Annotated in this window: 22 protein-coding genes and 1 riboswitch; of the genes, 12 read left to right on the plus strand and 10 right to left on the minus strand. The window is 45.6% G+C overall.

Translation table 11 applies throughout. From position 1 onward, the window contains the following. Positions 1 to 2: 2 nt before the first annotated feature. Complete coding sequence (gene moaC, locus L5L91_RS20565; protein WP_006079755.1) at positions 3 to 479, minus strand: cyclic pyranopterin monophosphate synthase MoaC; 477 nt, start codon at positions 477 to 479, stop codon at positions 3 to 5. 96 nt (positions 480 to 575) lie between these two features. After that, positions 576 to 1,556 carry a GTP 3',8-cyclase MoaA gene (moaA, locus tag L5L91_RS20570; protein ID WP_263164940.1) on the minus strand — a complete coding sequence of 327 codons (981 nt, stop codon included), beginning with the start codon at positions 1,554 to 1,556 and terminating at the stop codon, positions 576 to 578. Then, positions 1,544 to 1,677, minus strand: a riboswitch (molybdenum cofactor riboswitch). Its footprint overlaps the gene before it by 13 nt. A gap of 247 nt (positions 1,678 to 1,924) precedes the next feature. Here moaA and L5L91_RS20575 point away from each other — a divergent pair. Both L5L91_RS20575 and L5L91_RS20580 read left to right on the plus strand, forming a co-directional pair. Then, positions 1,925 to 3,574 carry an electron transfer flavoprotein-ubiquinone oxidoreductase gene (locus L5L91_RS20575; protein WP_105251081.1) on the plus strand — a complete coding sequence of 550 codons (1,650 nt, stop codon included), beginning with the start codon at positions 1,925 to 1,927 and terminating at the stop codon, positions 3,572 to 3,574. Between the two features lie 347 nt (positions 3,575 to 3,921). Next, a complete protein-coding gene (locus tag L5L91_RS20580; protein WP_105251080.1) occupies positions 3,922 to 5,838 on the plus strand; it encodes a methyl-accepting chemotaxis protein in 1,917 nt (638 codons plus the stop codon). A 76-nt stretch (positions 5,839 to 5,914) separates the two neighbouring features. Here the strand turns inward: L5L91_RS20580 and L5L91_RS20585 are convergent, their stop codons facing one another. The 4 genes from L5L91_RS20585 to L5L91_RS20600 all read right to left on the minus strand — a co-directional run bounded on the left by L5L91_RS20585 (position 5,915) and on the right by L5L91_RS20600 (position 9,765). Then, positions 5,915 to 6,271 (minus strand): DUF4870 domain-containing protein, encoded by a 357-nt coding sequence (locus L5L91_RS20585; protein WP_105251079.1) that lies wholly within the window; start codon positions 6,269 to 6,271, stop codon positions 5,915 to 5,917. Between the two features lie 36 nt (positions 6,272 to 6,307). Then, positions 6,308 to 7,003, minus strand: coding sequence for an MOSC domain-containing protein (locus tag L5L91_RS20590; RefSeq protein ID WP_198572493.1), 696 nt, complete (start codon positions 7,001 to 7,003; stop codon positions 6,308 to 6,310). Positions 7,004 to 7,138: 135 nt separating this feature from the next. Further along, positions 7,139 to 8,599 carry a diguanylate cyclase gene (locus L5L91_RS20595; RefSeq protein ID WP_105251077.1) on the minus strand — a complete coding sequence of 487 codons (1,461 nt, stop codon included), beginning with the start codon at positions 8,597 to 8,599 and terminating at the stop codon, positions 7,139 to 7,141. 314 nt (positions 8,600 to 8,913) lie between these two features. After that, positions 8,914 to 9,765 carry a PfkB family carbohydrate kinase gene (locus tag L5L91_RS20600; protein WP_263147868.1) on the minus strand — a complete coding sequence of 284 codons (852 nt, stop codon included), beginning with the start codon at positions 9,763 to 9,765 and terminating at the stop codon, positions 8,914 to 8,916. A gap of 361 nt (positions 9,766 to 10,126) precedes the next feature. On the opposite strand from L5L91_RS20600, the gene L5L91_RS20605 reads away from it, so the two are divergent. Further along, positions 10,127 to 10,309: a hypothetical protein gene (locus L5L91_RS20605; RefSeq protein WP_105251075.1), complete on the plus strand. Its 183-nt coding sequence runs from the start codon at positions 10,127 to 10,129 to the stop codon at positions 10,307 to 10,309. A 39-nt stretch (positions 10,310 to 10,348) separates the two neighbouring features. On the opposite strand, the gene L5L91_RS20610 is transcribed toward L5L91_RS20605, so the two are convergent. Then, entirely contained in the window at positions 10,349 to 10,744 is a 396-nt protein-coding gene (locus L5L91_RS20610; protein ID WP_105251074.1) for a hypothetical protein, read from the minus strand. Between the two features lie 365 nt (positions 10,745 to 11,109). Between L5L91_RS20610 and ovoA the strand changes: the two genes are divergently transcribed. Beyond that, the gene (ovoA, locus tag L5L91_RS20615; protein WP_263237583.1) at positions 11,110 to 13,224 is read left to right on the plus strand and encodes a 5-histidylcysteine sulfoxide synthase; all 2,115 of its coding nucleotides are present in this window, start codon (positions 11,110 to 11,112) and stop codon (positions 13,222 to 13,224) included. A gap of 141 nt (positions 13,225 to 13,365) precedes the next feature. Here the strand turns inward: ovoA and L5L91_RS20620 are convergent, their stop codons facing one another. Next, positions 13,366 to 15,321 (minus strand): methyl-accepting chemotaxis protein, encoded by a 1,956-nt coding sequence (locus L5L91_RS20620; protein WP_263207360.1) that lies wholly within the window; start codon positions 15,319 to 15,321, stop codon positions 13,366 to 13,368. Between the two features lie 357 nt (positions 15,322 to 15,678). Between L5L91_RS20620 and L5L91_RS20625 the strand changes: the two genes are divergently transcribed. From L5L91_RS20625 to glnG, 8 genes are all read left to right on the plus strand, one after another. Beyond that, positions 15,679 to 15,990 carry a pyrimidine/purine nucleoside phosphorylase gene (locus tag L5L91_RS20625; protein ID WP_063884943.1) on the plus strand — a complete coding sequence of 104 codons (312 nt, stop codon included), beginning with the start codon at positions 15,679 to 15,681 and terminating at the stop codon, positions 15,988 to 15,990. Between the two features lie 311 nt (positions 15,991 to 16,301). After that, positions 16,302 to 16,898, plus strand: a complete 597-nt coding sequence (locus L5L91_RS20630; RefSeq protein ID WP_263207357.1) for a TetR/AcrR family transcriptional regulator — start codon at positions 16,302 to 16,304, stop codon at positions 16,896 to 16,898. Between the two features lie 174 nt (positions 16,899 to 17,072). Next, complete coding sequence (locus L5L91_RS20635) at positions 17,073 to 18,230, plus strand: iron-containing alcohol dehydrogenase (RefSeq protein WP_212600235.1); 1,158 nt, start codon at positions 17,073 to 17,075, stop codon at positions 18,228 to 18,230. A gap of 59 nt (positions 18,231 to 18,289) precedes the next feature. Continuing rightward, positions 18,290 to 18,982, plus strand: a complete 693-nt coding sequence (locus tag L5L91_RS20640; RefSeq protein ID WP_212600234.1) for a type 1 glutamine amidotransferase domain-containing protein — start codon at positions 18,290 to 18,292, stop codon at positions 18,980 to 18,982. Positions 18,983 to 19,115: 133 nt separating this feature from the next. Further along, positions 19,116 to 19,742 (plus strand): glutathione S-transferase family protein, encoded by a 627-nt coding sequence (locus L5L91_RS20645; protein WP_131525136.1) that lies wholly within the window; start codon positions 19,116 to 19,118, stop codon positions 19,740 to 19,742. A 204-nt stretch (positions 19,743 to 19,946) separates the two neighbouring features. Further along, positions 19,947 to 20,453, plus strand: coding sequence for a DUF4124 domain-containing protein (locus L5L91_RS20650; protein WP_263140863.1), 507 nt, complete (start codon positions 19,947 to 19,949; stop codon positions 20,451 to 20,453). A gap of 153 nt (positions 20,454 to 20,606) precedes the next feature. Further along, a complete protein-coding gene (gene glnL, locus L5L91_RS20655; protein ID WP_105251067.1) occupies positions 20,607 to 21,653 on the plus strand; it encodes a nitrogen regulation protein NR(II) in 1,047 nt (348 codons plus the stop codon). A gap of 38 nt (positions 21,654 to 21,691) precedes the next feature. Beyond that, positions 21,692 to 23,104, plus strand: a complete 1,413-nt coding sequence (gene glnG / locus L5L91_RS20660) for a nitrogen regulation protein NR(I) (RefSeq protein WP_198572483.1) — start codon at positions 21,692 to 21,694, stop codon at positions 23,102 to 23,104. Positions 23,105 to 23,242: 138 nt separating this feature from the next. On the opposite strand, the gene L5L91_RS20665 is transcribed toward glnG, so the two are convergent. Both L5L91_RS20665 and L5L91_RS20670 read right to left on the minus strand, forming a co-directional pair. Beyond that, positions 23,243 to 23,800, minus strand: a complete 558-nt coding sequence (locus L5L91_RS20665) for a porin family protein (RefSeq protein ID WP_131525140.1) — start codon at positions 23,798 to 23,800, stop codon at positions 23,243 to 23,245. Positions 23,801 to 24,007: 207 nt separating this feature from the next. Next, positions 24,008 to 24,460 (minus strand): hypothetical protein, encoded by a 453-nt coding sequence (locus L5L91_RS20670; protein WP_263237585.1) that lies wholly within the window; start codon positions 24,458 to 24,460, stop codon positions 24,008 to 24,010. Between the last annotated feature and the right edge of the window lie 14 nt (positions 24,461 to 24,474).

Consider the following 24,474-nt stretch of genomic DNA (forward strand, 5'->3'; position numbering starts at 1 on the left):
CGCTAAACCTTAAAATGTCCCGACTTGCCGCCACGCTTTTCCAACAGACGGACTTGGGAGATCACCATATCTTTTTGCACGGCCTTGCACATGTCATAGATAGTTAACGCCGCCACTGAAGCTGCAGTTAACGCTTCCATCTCTACGCCCGTTTTGCCGGATAACTTGCACAGGCTAGTAATACGCACGCGGTTATGTTCAGGTTGTGCCTCTAAATCGACTTCAACTTTCGTTAGCATCAGCGGATGGCAGAGAGGGATAAGGTCTGAAGTTTTTTTCGCGGCTTGAATGCCCGCAATACGCGCGGTCGCAAACACATCACCCTTGTGGTGGCTGCCACTCATGATCATCTCGAGTGTCGTGCTCGCCATCTCGATAAAAGCTTCTGCACGGGCTTCGCGCTCGGTAACGGCTTTTTCAGTTACATCGACCATATGGGCATTGCCATCGGCATTAATATGAGTAAATACATTGCTCATTGGAGCGATCCTTTAATTGAGGTCAAAACAGGGTACAAGGGAAATTGAGCTTTTACTCGCGCTAAATTGGCTATAGCCACAGACCTAAAATCAGGTCTAGCCGCCAATAGAGGCAAGATGCTGAGTGACACCTGTGATGCCTTGATGCAAGTAATGGGTTTCTTTCTTCTGGGCTAATTGACCGTGCAGACGCTCAATTAATTCCGCTTGCTGGTTAGAATGCTGTAGCAGATCACGTAAATCGACACCGGATTCCGTAAAGAGGCACAAGTGCAATTTACCCTTAGCAGATACCCGTAAACGGTTACAGGTAGCACAAAAATTATTGGCATAGGGCATGATCAAGCCGATACGGCCCTGATAATCGCTGCGGCTGAAATTTTGGGCTGGACCATCGGAGGCGCTTGGCGTATCTAATTGCCAGCTATCTGCCAGTAACTGCGCTTTGATGTCAGCGCCCGCTAGATGATGTGCTTCAAAATACTCACGACCAAGACCCGTTTCCATCAGCTCGATAAAACGCAGGTCGATTGGCGTGTGTTTAATCCAGTGTAAAAAACGTGGCAAATCTTTATCGTTTAAGCCTTTAAGCAGTACGGCGTTGATTTTTACTCGCTCGAAACCTGCTGACAAGGCGGCATCAATCCCCCGCATCACTTCATCAAACTTATTTTCGCCAGTGATCTGGTAAAACATTTTGGGATCTAAACTATCCACGGACACATTGATACGACGCAAGCCAGCATCGAACCATTCTTTGGCATGCTTTTCGAGTCGATATCCATTAGTGGTCGTCGCAATAGTATGAATGCGCGGGTTATCAGCGACGACACGAATGATGTCGGTAAAGTCTTTACGCAGGGTAGGTTCACCGCCTGTAATGCGGATTTTTTGGGTGCCGACTTGGCTAAATGCGGAGACTAAGTTTTCTATCTCATTGAGAGATAAGAATTTTGGTTTACCTTCAGGATGATAACCATCAGGGAGGCAGTAACTGCATTTGAAGTTACAAACGTCAGTGACTGACATCCGTAAATAGTGAAATTTTCGACCAAAGCTGTCTTGTAATTGAGACATGATCACCTTTCCAAGTGTGGGAGGTGAGAGCATTTCTTATCCCACCCCGGTGGCATTATTACCACGGCTACACCTCCATATCTTTCGACTTAGGCAGGCAAGCTCGGAGAACCGTCGTCGGTGATTATAGGCCGAAAGTACTCACTAGCTATACCCCTAAACAGGTATTTATTAACCTAGATCACGCTAGCGTGAATAATCTGTGACAGTCCTCACCTAAAGATTTGTATTGAATTAGACTAAACAGCAGCTTAATCCACTGTGACCTTATCTTATTTTCAGGTAAGGTGGTGCAAGCAATAAAACGCCCGTTTACAAACTACAACACTCGATAAAAATCGGGGAAACGTGAAGGAAGAGGTGAACTGATGGAACGCGAATCAATGGAATTCGATGTTGTTATCGTCGGTGCTGGTCCAGCTGGCTTGGCCACGGCATGTCGATTAATGCAAATATCACAGGATTCAGGTAAAGAAATTACCGTCTGTGTGGTAGAAAAAGGCTCAGAAGTGGGCGCGCATATTCTGTCAGGCGCTGTGTTCGAGACAAAAGTGCTAGACGAGCTATTCAGTGACTGGCGCGAAAAAGATGCTCCAATAAAAACCGCTGTCACCCACGACGAAATTTACCTACTCAGCTCAGCCACCGACGGCAGAGTCATGCCTAATGCTTTTGTGCCAAAAACCATGCACAACGACGGCAATTTTATTATCAGCGTCGGTAATCTATCCCGCTGGCTTGCCAATCGCGCAGAAGAACTCGGTGTCGAAATATTCCCCGGCTTTGCCGCCAGTGAACTACTATTTAACGCCGATAACAGCGTTAAAGGTATTTTGATTGGCGATATGGGAGTGGGTGCCGATGGCGAACCCAAAGACAGCTTTATGCCAGGCATGGAGTTGCACGCTAAATATACCGTTTTCTCCGAGGGTTGCCGCGGCCACTTAGGCAAGCAACTTATCGAAAAATACCATTTAGATAATGGTAAAACACCACAGCATTACGGTTTAGGCTTCAAAGAAATTTGGAAAGTCCCCGCCGAACAACACGAACAAGGCAAAGTCGTTCACACTGGTGGCTGGCCATTAACCGAGGGCGCATCGGGTGGCGGCTTCCTTTATCACATGGAAGATAACCAAATTGCGGTCGGCCTTATTATTGATTTGAACTACAAAAATCCGCATCTGAGCCCATTTGACGAATTCCAGCGCTATAAAACCCACCCTGTGATTGCTAAGTATTTAACGGGTGGCGAACGCCTTAGTTATGGCGCACGCGCGATTACTAAAGGCGGCTTAAACTCGCTACCTAAGATGAGTTTTCCTGGCGGTCTTATCATAGGCTGCAACGCGGGTACGTTGAACTTTGCTAAAATCAAAGGCACTCACACTGCGATGAAGAGCGGGATTGTTGCAGCAGAAACCTTAGGTAAAGCCATGATGGCAGGGGTTGAAGGCGGTAAAGATCTCGACTGTTACCAAACCCACCTTGAAGAAAGCTGGCTATACGAAGAATTGCATAAATCCCGCAACTTTGGTCCAGCGATGCACAAATTTGGTACCTATTTAGGCGGCGCATTCAACTATATAGATCAAAACTGGTTTGGCGGAAAGTTCCCTATCACACTGCGTGATGAGCACCCAGACTATGCGCAAATGGCACCTGTGAGCGCTTACAGCAAGATTGATTATCCAAAACCCGATGGCAAGCTTAGCTTCGATAAACTGTCCTCAGTGTATCTGTCGAGCACTTATCATGAGGAAGATCAGCCCTGCCATTTACGTCTCAAGGACAGCAGCATTCCACTGGGCATTAACTTGACTCAGTTTAATGAGCCAGCACAGCGTTATTGCCCAGCCGGCGTGTATGAAATCGTCGAAGAGGCGGGTCAGCCCAAATTTGTGATCAATGCGCAAAACTGCATTCACTGCAAAACCTGCGACATTAAAGATCCTAGCCAAAATATCACTTGGGTTACGCCAGAAGGCGGTGGTGGTCCTAACTACCCCAATATGTAACTTGTCACCAATAAATGTTAATAGCGGCGCTCAATGGAGCGCCTTTTTTTCACCTTTGAAACAAACATCTCACTTTTTTGCTTGCCCTTATCTACGACATTGGCCACAATTGCCACACATAAAAGAGTTCGTTTTCAATCATCATCCCATTTCCATCTATACTCTACATAATTAGATCTACTGCAAGACCAACGGGTTAGGCCAAATAAATGTTTTATACGCTGTTTTATTCGGCATTCGGCCTAGACTAAGGTTAACTTTTCACATTCCTGTCCGATAATCTTTTACCGTACAAGAGTGCGTTGACCGATAACGCAAAACAGTCCAACACAGGCATATTGATATTTATGATATTTAATAACCTCACCATTAAGCAGAAAATTCTGTTAACAGTGACATTTGCAGTACTGCTGTCGACCATACTCGTCGGCGTATTAAGCCAACGTAGCGCTAAAAATGTCGTACAACAACGGATGTTAGGTTCGGAACTGCCGAGTTTGATGATGCAGATCCGCAATAAGATCGATCTCGACATCTCCACTTTAATGAATGCCGCAGAGCAATTGGCCAGCAGCCGCATGTTACTCCAATGGCTCGAAGATGGCAGACCACAGGCCCAAGAAACCCAAGTGGTTGCCCAACTGAAAGACATCACGCGTCAATATAAGCTAGCGCAAGCCTCCTACGCCGACAGACAAACTGCCGCCTACTACACTCAGGATGGATTTTTGCGCGTGCTAACCCCAGCGCAGGATGGCTGGTTTTTTGGTTACCGAGACAGTGGCCAAGAACGTATGTTAAACGTATTCACTGAGGCCAACGGCGAAGTCAAACTCTTCATCAACTACCAGCAACCTAATGGTCGCGGCTTAGTCGGGCTTGCTAAATCACTCGATGACATGGTGCGTTTGCTGAGCTCGTTTAAGATTGAAGAAACCGGTTTAGTCTACTTAGTGGATGCTAAAGGTGAGGTAAAACTCCACCCAGATACGAGCCAAATTGGTAAGAGCAGCCTAAGCAACTTATACAAGGATGCGAGTTCAAGCTCATTATTAAACCGCAGCGATTTCAATCTGATCAATACCAAAATCAATGGCGAAAACATGCTGGTTGCCAGTAGTTATATCGCATCTATGGATTGGTACTTAGTCGCACAGGTGCCAGAGGCCGAAGTATTCGCACTATTAACCGAAGCGGCTTATCAGATCTTAATCTGGACGCTAATCATTGCAGCGGGCTTTATTGTTCTCGCCATCGTGGTGGCAGGTTCTGTGAGTCGTCCTATTGCACAAGTTGCCGCTATGTTCCACGACATAGGCGAAGGTGAAGGTGACTTACGCCAACGTCTACCTGTCAATGGTGAAGATGAAATTGCGCAACTCGCCAAGGGATTTAACAGCTTTATCAGCAAGATACAGGAATCTGTCATCGAAGTGGCACAAACCAGCGAACAGCTCGGTTTCTCGGCTAAGGATGTGTCGAATCAGGCACAGCAAACCTTAGAAGACAGCCACGAGCAGAAAGATCGCACTATGATGGTGGTAACGGCCATTAATGAAATGGGCGCGACGGTTAACGAAATTGCCAGTAATGCCGCCCAAGCTGCGGTTGCCGCCAGAGATGCAGATACTGAAGCCAGCAGCGGCCAAGTTGTGGTAACCCGTGCCCGCGATACCATTAACCAATTGTCGAAAGACGTTGGCCAAGTGGGTGAAGTGATTGAGTCCCTCGCGACCCACACTAAATCCATCGGTGGTATTTTAGATGTGATCCGCGCTATCTCTGAGCAGACTAACTTGTTAGCCCTCAACGCGGCCATTGAAGCAGCACGTGCCGGCGAAGCTGGACGCGGATTTGCTGTCGTAGCCGATGAAGTGCGTAACTTAGCCTCACGCACAGCAGCATCGACCAATGAAGTGCAAGGCATGATCGACAAGCTGCAATCGGAAGCCAGCCGCGCGGTTAATGCGATGGCCCAGAGCCGTACCCGCTCCCACGAAGGCGTTGTGGCCGTCGATGAAGCCAGCAAATCGTTAATTGGCATTAGCGATCGCATTGGTCTTATCAGCGACATGAACATTCAAGTTGCTGCGGCAACGGAAGAACAATCCACAGTGGTGGAGGACATAAACCGTAACGTCACTGAAATCAATGACATTACTCAACGTACTGCCAATACTGCACAAGCGGCGGCACAGGCGAGTTTAGCCTTGAATCAACTGTCACACCGCTTAGATACCTTAGTGGCCAAGTTTAAGGTGTAAAACCTTAAAACTTACGCCATAAAAAACGCCTTAGATGTTTCCATCTAAGGCGTTTTTCTTTAACTCGCAGAGGTAATTAATCCATAGCAATAAATTTAATCGTTAATGGATAGCGATACACTTTACCTTCGCTGGCCTTAATAATCGCCAGCACAGTGCACACCAAATCGAATATGCCGAGTATGGCTAAAAAGATGAAACCAATGCCGACCAAAGCTAATACGCCACTGATGATCACATAAATCAACAGGCTCAATTTAAAGTTCAAGCAACTACGGCCACATTGATCAACAAATGCGGACTCTTCACGCTTCATCAGCCAAATGATCAAAGGACCAAGAATAGAGCCCAACGGCACTAAGTATCCAATAAAACTTGAGGCGTATACCAGTAAGCCAAAATCTTTATCACTTTTTGTAACGGGTTCAATCATAGGTCATCCCTGTTTTATCATTTTGAATATAAAGCCTTATTTTCCACTCGGCCCATATAAACGCATTTGCCAATCTTCTACTGTCTGTAATGCTAAGCGGCGTTGTAGGCTATTAACCCAACTCAGCGCTAATCCCTCGCAGGAAGCTAAACGATCATAGGCACTGGCATTAAACGTTGGCGAGAAATAGAGTGACATGGCCTCGGCAACACTGATATCAGTACGACGCTCAACTAATTCAATCCTATCGTTTAACTGAATAATCCCTGGGGTTAAGATTCTATAAAACCAACCACATAATTGGCTTTGCTGCATAGCGAGGGCGAATTCTCTGTGGCCAAATTGCAGATTCAATTTAAAACAAGGTGAACGCGGCTGAGTCACTTGCACTTTTACTGCGCCAATTTGCAAGATATCGCCAATATTGACTTGAGTTTCGTTCAGTCCAACTGTGCTAATGTTCTCTCCCATGCTGGGCGCATCTTCGAGCTGGGTGATTAAGTCCCAACGACGATATTGGCCGTAGTGCTCGCGGGGGAAATGATGTAGCACGCGATCAAGGCCGCCATGGTGTTTTGGATCGGCCTGCGCGTCCCCTTCAACATGGTCGATATGCACTAACAGTTGTTGAGCCGCTTGCTTACCATCAATCCCCGTAGCTACACCGGACATTTCTTGAAGATGGGTTCCTAAGTACAATCCAGACAATTTATTAATCAACAACTTTGACATCTGCAACTCCAAATCAATGACCTATCGCGCATTACTGTCAGAGTGTAAACCGCGATACGCCAATAACACAATCAACCCGCGCCATAACCCACAAAGGTAGGCTAAACATTGCTGCCAAGAAGAACCGAGTAAAGTCTATGAATGATTTAACACCACTTGATTTCGGCCCGCTTCTTTTGCCTGATACAAGGCCAGATCGGCACGTTTGATAAGGTCCTCCGCAGGCTCTTGCACTTGATGCTCAGCAACACCAATACTGGCAGTAATAGAAATGTGTAATCCATTCACTTTAATTTCCCGCTGGGAAATGAGGTCACGGATCTGTTCTGCCAGTTCTGCCGCTCGGGATAAATCCATCTCAGGAAGTAAAATTAAAAACTCCTCACCGCCCCAGCGACATAAAATATCCTGTTGTTGTAGTAAGCCACGCAGCATATTAGTCATGGTTTTTAATACTAAGTCACCAATCCCATGCCCATAACTGTCGTTCACTTTTTTAAAGTGGTCGATATCCAGCAAGAGTATTGAAATCGGCGATTGTGTCAGCTTAGCTTTATCTAACGCCTGCCTAAAGTACTCATCAAACACCTGACGGTTAGCGGCGCCAGTGAGCTTATCAGTAGACGCCATAATTTCTAGTTTGCGCTGATAACGACCTAAGGTCATGTTGGAGATGAATAAAATACCTAGGGTCACCATTAGGCTTAACGCCAAATTACCCCAAAACGTATTTAACAGTTCCCGCTCTTGTGGCGCATCCTCCTGCTCAACAATCAAATACCACTTAAACTCAGGAACTAAGCGACTATTGAGATAAACCGTTTTCCCGTTTTTCTGATAGCTGAAGGCGGCACTTGGGCTGGTTAAAATACGCGTAGCCAAATTATCAAGCCCTACGTTCGTTTGCAGCGAATCCGTACCGTCATATTGATCGCCATGCAAAGTGACATTACCTTGCCGATCGGTAAAGAACACTCGGCGGTTATAACGCTTTTGATATAACTCAATTAAGGCTTTAACCTTTTCAACCGCCAACCCCACACCGGTAACACCAATAAATTTCCCTTCAAAATCAAAAACTTTATAGTTAACAAATACGGTTGTCTTACTGCGGTCTGCCGTATCGGCATCAATATTGACCTCATAATGTTCAGATTCAGGTAAAGAACGCACTCGAAAATACCAAGCATCGTCAGGCTCTACATCTTGGATTTGTTTTAAAATGCCCGTGGAATGGTAATAATTTCGACTTTTCTCAGACACAAAAAAGCTAGTGACTGTACCGTATTTCTCTTGGATTTCCTTAAGGTAACGAATGAGTTTTTCGGGCTCTTGCTCATGACTTAAGGTCCAATCCCGAACAAAGGTATCCTGCGCCATCAAGGATGAAATAAAGATGGGTCGTAACAAATCCTGTTGAATTTCTGAATAAATATTGTCACTTGTGAGCGGTAAGGTATTGCTCTCTATTTGCTGGCTCAGTGAATCATGAGCCACTTTGTAACTGATACCGCTGGTCACTAAAAAGGCGACCAAAAGCAAAACAGACAGAAGCCAAATAAATTTATTTTTATCATTCCAAGCGTTATTGCCCATTCTCAACTCCAAAGACTACAGAACACCTTGAGTGGCTTATTATTTTAATTTAACGATAACTATTTTAGTTGAATAAATGTTAACGCAATTGTGCCATGGCCGCACAAGATTTCTGTCGTATTGGCGTTCTACGATGGAATAACTTTATTTTGAGCAAAAAAATGCCTCGTTGGGGAAACGAGGCAAAAAACATACTAACCAATAAATGGGAGAAAAGTACAAGAAAACGTTAAGGGACAAGCTATGCGCCACAAGACATACTCTAGCAAGGACGTATGACAAAAAGATGACTCAAACTGGTCGCCCGCAGATTTTCATGCGATTTGCTTCGCCTCTAAATACTGTTTTAGTGCCTCACCCGGAATAGAACTATCAGTTGCCACCGCAAATGCCGCCCAAATCGCCCCTTCTGCCATGGCCTCAGTAATCGACTGGCCGATGCAGAGACTGTGGATCAACCCTGCCGCATAGGCATCACCCGCGCCTGTGGTATCAACAACTGTGGCAGGGATAGCAGCAACATGCTGCACTTGATCATGCGTGTAAACCTTAGCCCCATTGATACCATCGGTGACAATAAAGTAACGCAGACAATCGCCACCAATGCTTTTGCCATATTCCCAAGATGCGCCATCACAACGCCCCTGAATATCACTCATGGAGGCCAATAAAATATGACAAGGTCTCTGTCTGTCGTCCTTGGCTAATTGCGCGACCACAAGACAATGTTCTAAAGCTGTTTTTGCCCAGCTGACAGAGCCTTCAGCGGAAGTATTAAAATACAACGCGTCCCATGGCTGCCATTTCGGCGGTACAGATAATTCAAATATGGGTCTTTGTGGCCGAATAATGGTGCGCTCGCCGTCTGGCGTCATTACAAGCAGCATTTCGCATGTATTGCCGGTGCGGCGCTGCACTAAGCGACAATCGAGCCCTTGCGTACTGGCTTCTGCAATGAGCCAATCCCCCATGTCATCACGGCCCACTTGACTCACCAGCGCGACGCTATGCCCAGCCCAGACTAAACCTAATCCGGTATTTGCCCCACCGCCGCCGAGCCTTTGGCCGCCATCTTGATAATGGAAACGTCCACCTGTTTTTAAAGGTTTATCAAGCAGTAAGATCCGATCACAGTTGAGATTGGCAACTAACAGAATATTAGCCATTACAAGGCTCCAAAGGGCAAAAAAGCATCAAGGCCAGAAGATAAAAACAAAGAAATATCAATCTAGAGCAAAATGCTCACAGGCACAATCCAATCATCGAGATAGAAACACTATAAGGATATGGCAGCGCCTTGATGTAAGCATTTGTCCCGAAGAAGATGAGGAAAACAGTTATCCACTCATACGGTATAACATAGCTGTGAACTCTAACACTTTGTTTAAAATCGATTTATAGAAAAGATAACGTCTCAGGACAAAAAGAAGCGTAATCATTTTGAAGCCGACTCGATTAATTATCAGTAGACATAGTTAAAATGCATGCTGGATACATATATTAAATTTATGAATGGAATCAAACGCTATGCTAATGGAAATATGGGATACTGCCGAAGAAAAATCTGAGCAGCTACGCCGTTATCAGCTCTGTATAGAAGAATTTAATGAATTGAATTTTCACGATGTTTATATTGCAGAAATCAAACAAGAATACCAACAACTTGCTGAACAAGTAAAAGTGCAGTCAACCTCGGATCCCGAGCGCTAACTGCACTTTGCCATCTAGTTACTCACGATAAACCTTCAATTACTTTATTGGCGTCAATGGTGATAAAGACGCAAATTGTACTGCTAATGTCCAATCTGTAATGACCATATCTGAAGGCTGCCAACTGTCATCAACCCACTCATAAACCAAGCCAGGGTTTTCCTCTGCGTTGACTAACAAACGCCGTCCATCTTGCAACACAAGCGTATAATCGAGCCCCTGCGCATCGACACTTTCAATGTCCCCCAAGACATTGTGCTTAATGGCCGAAATAGTTCCGGTTGCCTTAACGGCATCGTTTTCCTTTGCACCGCTGTAAAACTTTAACGCCTCGTTTGCGGCAGTCTTGTGAAAAACAAACTCCTCAGTCACACCCACTACGATCGACGGATCAAGCTCATACCAGGCGGGTATCCATAATGCGTTAATTGTCATCCCGTTATATCCTGCATAATAATTTTACGGACGGGATCATTCTGCCTTAACCCCGACAGAGAAAATACTCTTCAGGGATAAAATAATTTTAATCCCTGTAAGGGATAGCATCACTAAATTGAGCGCATCACTTTCTTTGTAAGATAATTCCAAACCAGAGGGTCATACCTGAGATGCTTTAAGCTCCAGCACTGATGTTGGACTCAATTGGTCTTTCTGTTAGTTTGTAAAACACTTTGCCTCAAACCGACACATTAAGCTGACAAAGTGATCCTGAGCTCAGTAATCGCGTATAGAGTCACACACGATAGATTAATCTTCCCATGCTTGCACCGCAGGCCGATAAATACGGAGTTTACTTGTCTATGGATAAGCCCATAACGCAACCCCCTCAAGCCCTTAAGCTCATTGGTGAAACTGAGGCCGGAAAGCGTCAAGAGCTTAAGCAATACTTTAATCAGACATGGGCTTTATACGAGTCTCTGTTTGATTTGATCCAAGAAGATAGCGCCTATTACCTCAAAGCTGAGCCGCTGCGCCATCCGTTAATATTTTACTTTGGCCATACGGCCACTTTCTATATCAACAAACTCAAACTCGGTAAATTTCTCGATGAACGAGTAAACGACAACTTCGAATCCATGTTCGCCATTGGTGTCGATGAGATGTCTTGGGATGATTTGAACGAACAACATTATCCGTGGCCGGATGTGGCAGAGGTGCGAAGCTATCGCCAACAAGTTAGTGCTGTCATCAATCGTGTTATCGATGAAATGCCTCTAGCGTTACCTATCACTCAAAATAGTCCAGCTTGGATCATTTTGATGGGCATTGAACATGAGCGTATTCATTTAGAAACCTCATCGGTGATCATCCGCCAACTGCCGCTGGAATATGTCGCGCCCAACCACCTCTGGCCTGCGTGCCAAGACACCGCCCCTGCCGAGACCAACAGTTTATTGGCTGTAAAAGGGCAAAAAGTGACCTTAGGCAAAACTGAACAAGACCAAACCTACGGTTGGGACAATGAATACGGCCATAAAATATTTAACGTTAACGACTTTAAGGCTGCTAAATTCTTAGTCTCGAATCAAGAATATCTCGCATTCGTCGAGGCTGGCGGCTATCGCTCACACCAATTTTGGAATGAAGAAGGCCAAGCTTGGCTTGCCTATACCCAAGCACAAATGCCGCGTTTTTGGCGCTTAAGACAAGATAAATGGTGGCAACGTAACTTAGTGGAAGAAATTCCGCTGCCATTAAACTGGCCTGTTGAAGTGAATCAGCTCGAAGCTAAGGCCTTCTGTAATTGGAAAGCCGAACAAAAGCAAAGCAATATACGTCTATTAACTGAAGCTGAGTGGTACATCTTACGCGAGAATGTGCCCGCAGATGCGCCCGATTGGCATGAAGTGCCGGGCAATATTGCTTTGGCTTATTACGCCTCTTCTTGCCCAGTGAATCGCTTCGAACATAATGGCTTTTTCGATATTGTCGGTAATGTTTGGCAATGGACAGAAAGCGCAATCGACGGTTTTGACGGCTTCGCCGTACACCCACTTTACGATGATTTCTCCACCCCAACCTTCGATGGCAAACATAATCTCATCAAAGGCGGCTCGTGGATCTCTACGGGTAATGAGGCAATAGCTTCATCACGCTATGCGTTTCGTCGACATTTTTATCAACACGCGGGCTTTCGCTATGTGGAATCCCCCCAAAATCCAGCTCAAATGGCCGAGGTCAATGTGTACGAAACAGATGAACTGATTTCCCAATACCTTGAATTCCACTATGGCGCCGAATATTTCGGGGTTGCTAACTTCTGCGTCAATGGTGTGCAGCAAGCGCTGAGTGAAATTCAATTGACTCATACAGCTAAAGCCCTTGATATCGGCTGCTCCGTTGGTCGCGCGAGTTTCGAGCTGGCAAAAGTGTTTGATCATGTTGATGGTATCGACTTCTCGGCGCGCTTTATTCAACAGGCCTATGCGCTGACAGAACAAGGTGAAAAACGTTACACCATACGCACCGAAGGCGACTTACAGGAATTTAAGAGTGCGAGTCTCGCGAAACTGGGATATGAGCTTGAGGCGAAAAAGGTCAACTTTATACAAGGTGATGCCTGTAATTTAAAGCCCATCTACACAGGTTATGATTTGGTTTATGCCTCAAATCTTATCGACAGGTTGAACGAGCCTAAACACTTTTTAACCAGTATTGCCCAGCGGATTAATCAAGGAGGATACCTTGTGATTGCCTCGCCATACACTTGGCTTGAAGATTATACGCCCAAGGATAAATGGTTAGGTGGCGTTAAAGTCAAAGGAGAGAACTTCACCACCTTAGATGGTTTGACCGAAACCTTGATCGGCCAATTTGAGCTGGTCGCAGTGAAGGAAATCCCCTTCGTGATCCGCGAGACTAAACGTAAATTCCAACATTCCATCTCAGAAATGACAATTTGGCGTAAACGTTAATGCTCACTCATGGGATAACCAACTGAAGTCCTGATAAAAATATCCGCCAGAAATCCATTTCTGGCGGATGTGTAACATCCAGCTCAGTCACATTTACAGCACCAACTAAGGTGAGAACACTGTAAATGCAGCGAAAAATATCTACACCTTAAACTGTGCCGTTGTTAAACCAAGCTGATTTGCTAACCCCAACAGACTCCGCGTACTCGCTGCTACTTGACTGATAGCCGCACTATTTTCCTCCGCCGCCACGCTTAAGCCCGCAATCCCCTGCGCAATCGTCGCCGAAACCGTTGTTTGTTCTTCCGCAGCGGTTGCAGTTTGAATCATTAATGCCTTTAAGGTTTCTAAGCGCAAAGCAATATCATCCACCGCGGTCTGCATTCCATCCGCATCTTCTGCGGTTTTAGAGGCTTCAGTGGAACAAGTCACACTATGCAACGCCAGCACACCTGACTGTTGCTGAATACCTTTTAACACTTGCCCAATATCCTGAGTTGCTAATTGAACCTTCACCGCTAACTGGCGAACCTCATCCGCAACCACAGCAAATCCACGACCATGCTCGCCAGCTCTCGCAGCTTCAATCGCCGCATTAAGTGACAGCAGATTCGTTTGTTCGGCTATGGCATTAATCACAGCCAATACCGAACCGATTTTCTGACTGTCGGCCTCAAGGCTGCCCACCTGTTGATGTATGGTCGCAAAACTGCTCAAGGTCACTTTCAAGCTTTTACGTGTACTGGCTAAATTTTGCGAAAGAATTTCACTCGAATGGGTACAGGCTGACACTTCATCGGAGGATTTAAGCGTATTCGTGCTGATTTCCGCGGCGGCATAACTCATTTCTTCGACCGCGGTTGCTAACATATCGGTTTCTTTCGCCTGCATCTGAATACTGCAATCGGCTTGGGTCATAGCGGCAGAATTTTGTTCAGCGGCGGATTCGAGTTCATGTCCAACGCCCACCAGCTGACTGATGATTTCTTTGAGCTTAGTTTGCATCCGCGCCAACCAACTCATCAGGTGATTATCCGTTTGAACATGCGGTAAATTATGAGTTAAATCGCCAGAGGCGATCATACTGGTCAAGTTACACATGTCCTCAGGCTCACCGCCGAGCGGCTTTAATACAAACCCTGTAACTAACTTAGCGGCAGCGAACGCCAACACTAAGGCTGCTGCACAAACAGATAAGCCGATAAACATCATACGGTAGGCGGGAGCTGCTATTTCACTCACATCAATTTCAGCCATCAAACCCCAACGTAAACCGAGCTCAACGACAGGAGAATAAGCGGATAAAACGGGATTATTGTTATAGTCATTCACTTGCATCACACCCGATTTACCAGCCAGCGCCTCCTTTACCGCCAGCGTATCAACACCATTCTGAGCTACCGTTCCCGCAAACGAAGCCGTAACCGTGCGATTAATGGGGTCAAGAAAGGAATCGGAACGCATACGATTATTTGGGCCAATAAGATAAGTTTCACCACTTTGCCCCATACCCTCACGAATTTGCATAACTCTGTTGATGCGATCGATTGATACTTGAGCCGCCACCACCAATCTTTGCTGATTGAACTGAATCGACTGGCCAATAAATGCCGCAGGTTGACCATTTGAAGGCGCGTATGCGGAAAAATCTTGTAGTAATACTGTGCCCGCCGATCCCAATGCCTTATTAAATAACTGTGCTAATCCCGAATCATGGAAGGGTCCAGTACGCAAATTGGTGCCGAAATCAGACTCCTTCGCCACTGTATATAAAACGGTGCCATCGTCACTAATAATAAATAGGTCATAAAAACCGAGGGATTTATTTAATGACTGCAAGGTTTGATCTATGTCAGTAAGAGTATCGAGGCTTTTTTGGCTGGCAATTACGGCGCTGACGGCCTGCAGGTTATCGGAAAAGTCCTGAAACATGCCAACAATCTGCCGTTGCTTGATCTCACGCACAGCCACTAAACGAGACTGAGCCTCGGCAAACAATTCATCGCGAGCAATGTAAGTCACTATTGCGGTGGCAAATATGAGGGGTAATAGGACAATCAATAAACTGATAAGCTGAATTTTACGAGTAAAACCCATGGTGAGACTCCTTGTCGCGCGTCGAATTCCATTCCTTCAATCTTTGCAGAATCAAACCTGCCTTAAAACTATAGGAGAAGAATCTCAGCTAAACAAAGCGGTGCCGACTATTTTCATCAAAAGTTCACTAAAATGCCGACAACTCATTATTTTTAAGTAAAAAAATGATTAACAACTTTAAATGACAGCCACGCCATACCGACCATTTCAAATAAAATGATATAGTGGGAAATAAGCGATAAACCGAACGTTAGCATCAACTGATATTGAATGCGCACATCCATGCGACAATGATGCATTGAAATTTATTAAATATGCATATAAATTCATATCAAGCCAATTTATAGAGGATTAATAATGAGTTTACTCGAGCAAGTGTCAGTATCTAAAAAAGCCAACATCTACTTTGATGGCAAAGTGGCTAGCCGTAGCGTATTTTTTGCCGATGGCAGCAAGCAAACCTTAGGTGTTGTATTACCAGGGGAATATGAGTTCTCAACCTCCCAAGGCGAAATCATGGAAGTGACTAGCGGCCGTTTTGAGGTGTTACTTCCAGAAACAACGACTTGGCAAGAATTTAGCGAAGGAACTCAGTTTGAGCTGGCTGCAAATGTTAGCTTTAAAATTCGTAACACAGCCATTGCCGAATATTGCTGTAGCTACCTCTAATCATCTCGATTGAGTGGCAGTACGATTAATATTTCACATCAATCGTGAATCGAATGCTCACAGTGACGGTTTATCTCAGCACTGTGAGTATGTTGTCCACCCGACCATTTCACCATTTCACCATTTCACCATTTCACCATTTCACCATCAGAATGCCTTATCCGTCTAACATTTATCAATTTGGCAATTTTATTAACTTGGCTCAAGGCAGCGCAAAAGTCACAATGCAAAGCATACTAAATCGAATATGTTGAAATCGTCGATAAAAACAACACTAGACGACCGGTCTAATTTGATTTATCCTAACCCCCATGAAAATTGAAACTCAATCCACTCGCCAGCATATTCTCGACATCGGCTACAAGCTGATCGTACGCAAAGGCTTCTCCAGCGTCGGCTTATCCCTACTGCTGCAGGCGGCCGAAGTGCCAAAAGGCTCGTTTTATCACTACTTCAAATCCAAAGAACAATTTGGCGAAGCGCTTATTACTGATTATTTTGAAAAATATCAATTAGATTTAGACGCATTATTCAATGACTCGACACTAACAGGCCATCAACGCTTGATGCAATACTGGCAACAATGGTTGCGCGTACAAGCCGATGGCTGCGTAGATCAAAAGTGTCTGGTCGTGAAACTCAGCGCCGAAGTGGCCGATTTATCGGAAGCTATGCGTGTTGCCTTACTTAAAGGCTCCGCCGGCATCATAGAGAGGTTAACGACTTGCGTTCAAGTGGGCATAACCGATAGATCAATCGCCCAGCAAGATCCGCAATCGACCGCAGAAATGTTGTATCACATGTGGTTAGGCGCCAGCTTAATGAACAAGTTGGGCCACAGCCCTGCGGCACTCGAACGTGCACTCGTAACGACTAAAGCCATTTTAACGCCTAAAACGGCCCTTTAACCTAATACCGACTCAAAACTAATACTGGCTGATATCGATCAGCCAAAGATTTTTTAAAGAATACATTTTCACGCCCCAACATTAGACGACTGGTCTACTAATTTAACGGGCGATTAATAAATGCGGCTCAATTAACGCTGCTCATTTAAAGTAATAATAGGAATAACATCATCCATGCTAAATTTTAACTATTACAACCCGACCCGCATCCGTTTTGGTAAAGACACTATCGCCGAAATTGATTCCCTAGTACCGAGCGATGCTAAAGTGATGATCCTCTTTGGCGGCAGCAGTGCTAGAAAAACAGGCACGTTAGACGAAGTTAAACAATCATTGGGTAATCGTTTCGTTGTCGAGTTCGATGGCATTGAGCCAAACCCAACCTATGAAACCTTAATGAAAGCCGTCGCCCAAGTGCGTGAGCAGAATATCGACTTCCTCCTCGCGGTTGGCGGTGGTTCGGTTATCGATGGCACTAAATTTGTTGCCGCTGCAGCGGTATTCGAAGGTGAACCTTGGGACATTCTCACTAGCTGGGGCGCCAATGTGACTCAAGCTATGCCTTTTGGCTCAGTCTTAACCTTACCTGCGACCGGTTCCGAAATGAACAACGCCAGCGTAGTGACCCGTAAATCACTACAGGCTAAACTGCCATTCCGTAATGATTTGGTTTATCCACAATTCTCAATACTTGATCCGACGAAAACCTTCACTCTGCCAGAACGCCAAGTGGCTAACGGTGTTGTCGATGCTTTTGTACATATCACAGAGCAATACCTCACTTACCCAGTTAACGCCGCCGTACAGGACAGATTTGCCGAAGGTCTGTTACAAACCTTGATTGAGCTTGGTCCACAGGTACTAGTTCAACCCGAAGACTACGACATTCGCGCGAACTTAATGTGGGTTGCCACTATGGCACTCAACGGCACAATTGGCGTCGGCGTTCCCCACGACTGGGCAACCCATATGATTGGCCATGAACTAACTGCACTTTACGATATCGACCATGCGCGCACATTGGCAATCATACTGCCTGCCCTGCTGCAATGTACAAAAGAGGCTAAACGCGACAAGTTACTCCAGTACGCCGACCGTGTGTGGCACATCAACACAGGTACAGATGACGAGCGTATCGACGCCGCTATCGCAAAAACCAAGGCTTTCTTCGAAGCCATGGGCATACCGACACATTTATCTGCCTATGATCTCGATGCCAGCCACGTTGATGCTGTAGTGAAACAGCTTGAACTGCACGGCATGGTGGCACTAGGCGAACATGGCAATATTGACCCAACCATGAGCCGTGACATTTTGACCTTAGCCCTATAACGTCAAATGAACTAAACCCAAAGCTCACACATATTGATGTGAGCAACTTAGGTAATGGTATGAAAATGAATATATTAATGGTAATCACGTCACACGATAAACTCGGTGATACGGGTTTAAAAACCGGCTTTTGGCTAGAAGAATTCGCCTCACCTTTTTATGTTTTTAAAGATAAAGGTTTTGACATTACCTTAGCCTCGCCACTGGGCGGTCAACCACCACTCGATCCAAAAAGTGATGAGCCAGACTTTCAGACCGAAGCTACTGCGCGCTTTAGCAAAGATCCTGAGGCTCAAGCACTGCTAGCGAATACCACTCGCTTAAGTGAAATCAATGCAGCCGATTATGATGCGATTTTTTATCCGGGCGGCCACGGTCCACTGTGGGATCTTGCCGAAGATAAACATTCTATCGTCTTGATTGAACAGTTTTATCAAGCCAATAAACCCCTAGGGCTCGTATGTCATGCGCCTGCTGCATTGCTGCACCCTAAAACCAGTGATGGCAAGCCATTGGTCGGCGGCAAGCGTGTTACCGGTTTCAGCAACTCTGAAGAAGAAACCGTGCAACTCACTCATGTCGTGCCATTTTTGGTTGAAGACATGCTGAAGAAAAATGGTGGCAATTATGTCAAAGGTGATGACTGGACAAGCTTTGTCGTCGCAGATGGCCATTTGATCACAGGCCAAAATCCGGGATCATCCGAAGCCGTAGCCGAAACCATAGTTGCGCAATTGAACGCGAGAGGCTAAGCGATAAATACGCGACGCTCAGCTTGAAATGAACAAAGACAGGCGCACAAGTGTGCTAAATGCGTTAAAAAGAGCTGTAGCACCATAATGGTGCGACAGCCAAAATGTACTCTCAGTGTCCAAAGGAAAGCCCATGATCACCTTGCACCATCTCAATAAATCACGCTCTAAACGTATCATCTGGTTGCTAGAGGAACTCGGTCAACCCTATGAAATTAAGAGTTATCAACGTGATAGCCAGACTTTTCTCGCGCCACCCGAACTTAAGCAAATTCATCCGTTAGGCAAATCACCCGTTATCGAAATGGACGGTCAAGTGATAGCAGAATCGGGTGCGATCACCGAATATCTGATTGAAAAATATGCGGCGGATACCTTAGCCCCCGCCAGAGACAGCGCAGACTATGTCAGTTATCTGCAATGGCTACACTTTGCCGAAAGCTCAGCCATGCTGCCTTTGTTACTGCGTATGTTCGTGCAAAAGGACGGTTGTAAAACCAATTTCCTTGAAGGTTATGCCGCGACGGAAGTCAGTAAGATTAGTCATTACTTCAATGATATGTTGGCTGATAAAACCTATCTTGTTGCAGACAAGCTCACGGGTGCGGATATCATGATGTCCTTCGTGGTGGAGCTACTGGCTAACAGTGGCGATCTCGCGAAATTTGAACACATTGAACGCTATGCCACTCAATTATCCCAACATGCCGCTTGGGTCAAAGCGAGTGAGATCGAGAAACAACTCGATGCAAGCCTGTAATTGATGGATCGAATTCGGGCACATGTTAGTGCCCGAGCTTAACCCACTTTAACTAACCCCTGTTTCTGCCTCCCCATTTTCTGTCGACTTTATACCTTCTCAGTGGTGACGTCCTTAACCACTTAGCGCAACAAACACCATGATTTTTGATGTAAAAGAGACTAATCTTGATTAACTCTATCTCAAGGCTACAGGGACTTTAGCATGCGTTCACTCACACTCATCGGCTTAGTGCTATTTAGCATGTTAGCGCAAGCGACTGTTTATAAATGGGTCGATAAAGATGGCAAAGTCCATTACTCCGATGAGCCGCAGCCAAATGCCCAAGTCGTTGAGCTAAAAGATAAGACCTTAAATCAAATTGCCCTTCCTCTGCCCAAAACAGACTTAAACAGCTCAAATCAAGCAATTGAATCTATTAAATATCAAGTCAATATTACCTCTCCGACCGAAGAGGAAACCGTCAGAGATAACAATGGCGATTTCGACGTCGTTGCGACTATCACCCCAGAGCTAAAAAGTCAGTATTTGATGGCCCTCAAGCTCGATGGCAACCCCATAGGTCAGCCACAAATTGGCGGTACCTTCAAACTCAAAAACATCGACCGAGGTGAACATACCTTAGTCGTTGACGCTTTGACTCAAAACGGCAAAGTCTTTGCATCAAGTTCACCAAGAAAGATATTTCTTCATCAAGCAGCTAAGCGTTAATGTCACTATTTGTATAGTAAAAGTTAGTATAAAAACTTTAAATACATGAAGTTAGATTAACTCCTCCTGACTAAACCGTTTGATGAAGACAAGTTGCAGCTTGCACCAGATTGGTGCACCATAGTGGTGCAACCCTATTTCTAGGAACGGTCGATGGATAAAGAGACACTGCTCAATCATTTAGTTACCGCTGTACTTGTCATAGATAAGGATCTCAAGCCTTGTTATGCCAACGCAGCAGCAGAGCAATTATTAGGTGTTGGTAGCCATAGACTCGTAGAACAAACTTTGCCTGAGCACTATCAAATCCTCGGTGTCGACGCCAAGCTATTAATGGATGCAGTAACAGCCGGCCAAGGCTTAACGGTCAATACGGCAGCACTAGTCACGCTCGATGGCCAACATCATACCGTTGATTTAACCCTTATTCCCCTCGATGACGAGGCTGAACTCAGCCTGCTCGAACTGCGCCAAGTTGACCAACAAAGACGCATTCATCAGCAACTGAGTCAAGATGCACAGCAACAAGCGGCGCAGTTTTTGGTGCGCAACTTAGCCCATGAAATCAAGAATCCTTTAGGCGGCCTTCGCGGTGCGGCACAGCTATTATCGCGGGAGCTGGATGATCCGGCGCTGAAGGAATTCACTACGCTCATCATAGAGCAGGCCGATCGGCTGCGTAATTTAGTGGACCGTCTGCTCGGCCCCCAAAGGCCGACACAGCACAGTCTGCACAACATCCATCAAGTGGTGCAAAAGGTCTATAAGTTAGTTGAAATGGCGCTGCCCGCTAACATCCAGCTCAAACGGGATTACGATCCATCCATTCCCGATATCGAGATGGATCCTGACCAAATGCAGCAAGCTGTGCTGAACATTTTACAAAATGCGGTGCAGGCGCTTGAACATACGGGCGGCGAAATTTTGATCCGCACTCGCACTCAACACCAAGTCACCATAGGCTCACAGCGCCACAAGCTAGTGTTAACCCTATCGATTATCGACAACGGCCCCGGTATACCGCCTGAGCTAATGGACACATTATTTTATCCCATGGTGACAAGCCGTGAGCAAGGTTCAGGTTTAGGCCTCTCGATTGCTCATAATATTGCCCGTTTACACTCGGGAAGGATCGATTGCCTCTCCAGCGCAGGGCACACAGAATTTATCATTTCATTACCAATTTTAAGCGCTAAATAATTTCGACAGTACCTACCCATACCGTATGAGGAAGCAAGATGCGAATTAGTGAACAAGTGTGGATCCTCGACGATGACAGCTCGATACGCTGGGTACTCGAAAAGGCACTGCAAGGTGCTAAGCTCAGCACCGCCAGCTTTGCCGCCGCCGAATCCCTGTGGCAGGCATTAGAAATATCGCAACCGCACGTGATAGTGTCGGACATCCGTATGCCCGGCACGGACGGTTTAAGCCTGCTCGAACGATTGCAGGTGCATTATCCCCATATTCCCGTGATCATTATGACAGCGCACTCAGACTTAGACAGTGCAGTGAGTGCCTATCAAGCGGGCGCATTTGAGTATCTGCCTAAACCCTTCGACATCGATGAGGCTATCTCTCTGGTTGAGCGCGCACTTACCCATGCCACTGAACAGAGCCCTGCACCCGCGCAGGAAACCCAAGTCAAAACACCCGAAATCATAGGTGAAGCGCCAGCGATGCAGGAAGTGTTTCGCGCCATAGGCAGGCTTTCACGCTCATCGATCAGCGTGCTGATCAATGGTCAATCGGGTACGGGAAAAGAGTTAGTGGCTGGCGCTTTACACAAGCACAGCCCACGTAAAGATAAGCCGTTTATCGCGCTGAACATGGCAGCGATCCCTAAGGATTTGATCGAATCTGAGCTATTCGGCCACGAAAAAGGTGCCTTCACTGGCGCAGCCAATGTCCGCCAAGGTCGCTTCGAACAAGCAAACGGTGGCACGCTCTTTTTAGATGAAATCGGCGACATGCCGCTAGATGTACAAACACGATTACTCAGAGTGCTTGCCGACGGTCAATTCTACCGTGTCGGTGGTCATAATGCAGTGCAAGTGGATGTGCGTATCATAGCGGCGACCCACCAAGATCTTGAATTATTAGTGCAAAAAGGCGGCTTTAGGGAAGACTTATTCCATCGCCTCAACGTGATCCGCGTGCACTTACCGCCACTGTCACAAAGACGGGAAGACATTCCCCAACTCGCCACCCATTTCCTCGCCTCTGCAGCAAAGGAAATTGGCGTAGAAACTAAGATCATGACCAAGGAAACCGCGGTAAAACTCTCCCAATTACCTTGGCCTGGTAATGTCCGACAACTTGAAAACACCTGTCGTTGGTTAACCGTAATGGCATCGGGGCAAGAAATTTTACCCCAAGATTTACCGCCAGAATTACTGAAAGACCCTGTGAGTGTCACCCACACGGCGAAAGGCAGCCAAGATTGGCAATCGGCACTAACTGAGTGGATAGACCAAAAACTCTCGGAAGGAAACAGCGATCTGTTAACTGAGGTGCAGCCCGCATTCGAGCGCATACTGCTAGAAACTGCGCTGCGCCATACTCAAGGCCATAAACAGGAAGCGGCGAAACGTTTAGGCTGGGGACGAAATACCTTAACGCGGAAATTAAAAGAACTGTCGATGGATTGAGTAGATAAAATAACGTTACTACTCGTTATATCAATACAAGCTTATTCATATCAAACAATAAAAAGGGATATCTTCACATCCCTTTTTATTTTAAATTAATTTTCATTGGCATGAATTAAATATGCCAAATCTAAAAAATTAGAATTGATAATGCATACCTACAGCGAATTGCTTAATATCAGTGTCAATATCTTTTAATCCTAAATAGCTACGGTCGGCATCTAAATCACCTGTAGTGACATCATAGCTTACACGGATATTTAAGTGCTCTGTTACGGCGGCATTAACACCTACACCATAAGTCCAACCAAAACCAGTAAAGTCTTCATCGTAACCATAGCCATCAACATTCGCCGCCATAGATGCAATACCCACTTTGGCATAGGCAGAAAAAATATCATTAATTTGTGCAGTAAATTTAGGTGTGAAGCTTAATGCACCTGCACTAATATCAACATCCTTATCGCCTAAGTCACCAGTGGCAAACAGGTTAGCTTCTAAACCAAACCATTCATTGAAGTTATAGCCACCGTATACGCCTACACCAGTACCGGTTTCTGAACCATCAAAAGCATCAGCTGTGACTCTATTTAATGCACCACCCACATAAAATCCAGTAGTGTCGGTTGCTGCAGAGACTTGAGTGGCCGCTAATGCTGATAGTAAAGAGATAGCAACAATTGATAATTTATTCATCATAATTCCCTAATGATTTAACGAAAGTATTAGACGGCGCGGATATTACAATAAGCAATTCAGAAGTGTCATGGTTTAAATTATCAAAATACAAATCATACAGCATTGATTCAGCTTGAGTCGGAAAATGGAAGTTATTGTTATTCGTTATGTGGCTAAATAATATTTACTGTAAGTATTATTTTTAAATTGAAACTATTAATAACTTTAACTTAACACCCGCAACAGCCCTATAAAACTCGCATATAGCCAACGGATGAGGGAACGACGCCTTCTCACATCCAAACATTTGGATACGACAACTCTGCCAGACGCCACACAAGTAATACGTGTACGCCAAAGAAATAATGGCCAGACATGGACTCGATAAGCTTGGTTAGCAATGTCGAGATCAATTTTCTGCGGTAAGTAATAAAGATGTTTACGCAGGACTAACTGACTCCAAGCCCCCGCTATCACAGGAGATACGGTACTATCTGCTTGATTTACTATCGAAGATTTCTGTTCCATCAGGAGCGTGATTTCTGCATTCATAGGAATGCTAACGTCAGAAACCACAGATTCGGCTATCAACTCAAAGCGAGTCGATAGCCTATGATAGCGGCATATCAATCGAGTGGAATGATCCCATCTGTGACTTTGCTTCTGCATCCATGCCATAACTTGCCCTTAAT

Origin of the sequence: Shewanella sp. SM55, from assembly GCF_025654025.1 — a bacterium.
Lineage (GTDB): Bacteria > Pseudomonadota > Gammaproteobacteria > Enterobacterales > Shewanellaceae > Shewanella > Shewanella oncorhynchi.

Excerpts from the sequence above, each read along its gene's own strand:
- L5L91_RS20620 (WP_263207360.1), bottom strand. The coding sequence starts at position 15,321 with ATGGGTTTTACTCGTAAAATTCAGCTTATCAGTTTATTGATTGTCCTA.
- glnG (WP_198572483.1), top strand. The coding sequence starts at position 21,692 with ATGCGAATTAGTGAACAAGTGTGGATCCTCGACGATGACAGCTCGATA.
- L5L91_RS20610 (WP_105251074.1), bottom strand. The coding sequence starts at position 10,744 with ATGACAATTAACGCATTATGGATACCCGCCTGGTATGAGCTTGATCCG.
- moaC (WP_006079755.1), bottom strand. The coding sequence starts at position 479 with ATGAGCAATGTATTTACTCATATTAATGCCGATGGCAATGCCCATATG.
- ovoA (WP_263237583.1), top strand. The coding sequence starts at position 11,110 with ATGGATAAGCCCATAACGCAACCCCCTCAAGCCCTTAAGCTCATTGGT.
- L5L91_RS20595 (WP_105251077.1), bottom strand. The coding sequence starts at position 8,599 with ATGGGCAATAACGCTTGGAATGATAAAAATAAATTTATTTGGCTTCTG.
- L5L91_RS20635 (WP_212600235.1), top strand. The coding sequence starts at position 17,073 with ATGCTAAATTTTAACTATTACAACCCGACCCGCATCCGTTTTGGTAAA.
- L5L91_RS20630 (WP_263207357.1), top strand. The coding sequence starts at position 16,302 with ATGAAAATTGAAACTCAATCCACTCGCCAGCATATTCTCGACATCGGC.
- L5L91_RS20645 (WP_131525136.1), top strand. The coding sequence starts at position 19,116 with ATGATCACCTTGCACCATCTCAATAAATCACGCTCTAAACGTATCATC.
- L5L91_RS20670 (WP_263237585.1), bottom strand. The coding sequence starts at position 24,460 with ATGGCATGGATGCAGAAGCAAAGTCACAGATGGGATCATTCCACTCGA.
- L5L91_RS20575 (WP_105251081.1), top strand. The coding sequence starts at position 1,925 with ATGGAACGCGAATCAATGGAATTCGATGTTGTTATCGTCGGTGCTGGT.
- L5L91_RS20600 (WP_263147868.1), bottom strand. The coding sequence starts at position 9,765 with ATGGCTAATATTCTGTTAGTTGCCAATCTCAACTGTGATCGGATCTTA.
- L5L91_RS20605 (WP_105251075.1), top strand. The coding sequence starts at position 10,127 with ATGCTAATGGAAATATGGGATACTGCCGAAGAAAAATCTGAGCAGCTA.
- moaA (WP_263164940.1), bottom strand. The coding sequence starts at position 1,556 with ATGTCTCAATTACAAGACAGCTTTGGTCGAAAATTTCACTATTTACGG.
- glnL (WP_105251067.1), top strand. The coding sequence starts at position 20,607 with ATGGATAAAGAGACACTGCTCAATCATTTAGTTACCGCTGTACTTGTC.
- L5L91_RS20585 (WP_105251079.1), bottom strand. The coding sequence starts at position 6,271 with ATGATTGAACCCGTTACAAAAAGTGATAAAGATTTTGGCTTACTGGTA.
- L5L91_RS20650 (WP_263140863.1), top strand. The coding sequence starts at position 19,947 with ATGCGTTCACTCACACTCATCGGCTTAGTGCTATTTAGCATGTTAGCG.
- L5L91_RS20665 (WP_131525140.1), bottom strand. The coding sequence starts at position 23,800 with ATGAATAAATTATCAATTGTTGCTATCTCTTTACTATCAGCATTAGCG.
- L5L91_RS20580 (WP_105251080.1), top strand. The coding sequence starts at position 3,922 with ATGATATTTAATAACCTCACCATTAAGCAGAAAATTCTGTTAACAGTG.
- L5L91_RS20625 (WP_063884943.1), top strand. The coding sequence starts at position 15,679 with ATGAGTTTACTCGAGCAAGTGTCAGTATCTAAAAAAGCCAACATCTAC.
- L5L91_RS20640 (WP_212600234.1), top strand. The coding sequence starts at position 18,290 with ATGAAAATGAATATATTAATGGTAATCACGTCACACGATAAACTCGGT.
- L5L91_RS20590 (WP_198572493.1), bottom strand. The coding sequence starts at position 7,003 with ATGTCAAAGTTGTTGATTAATAAATTGTCTGGATTGTACTTAGGAACC.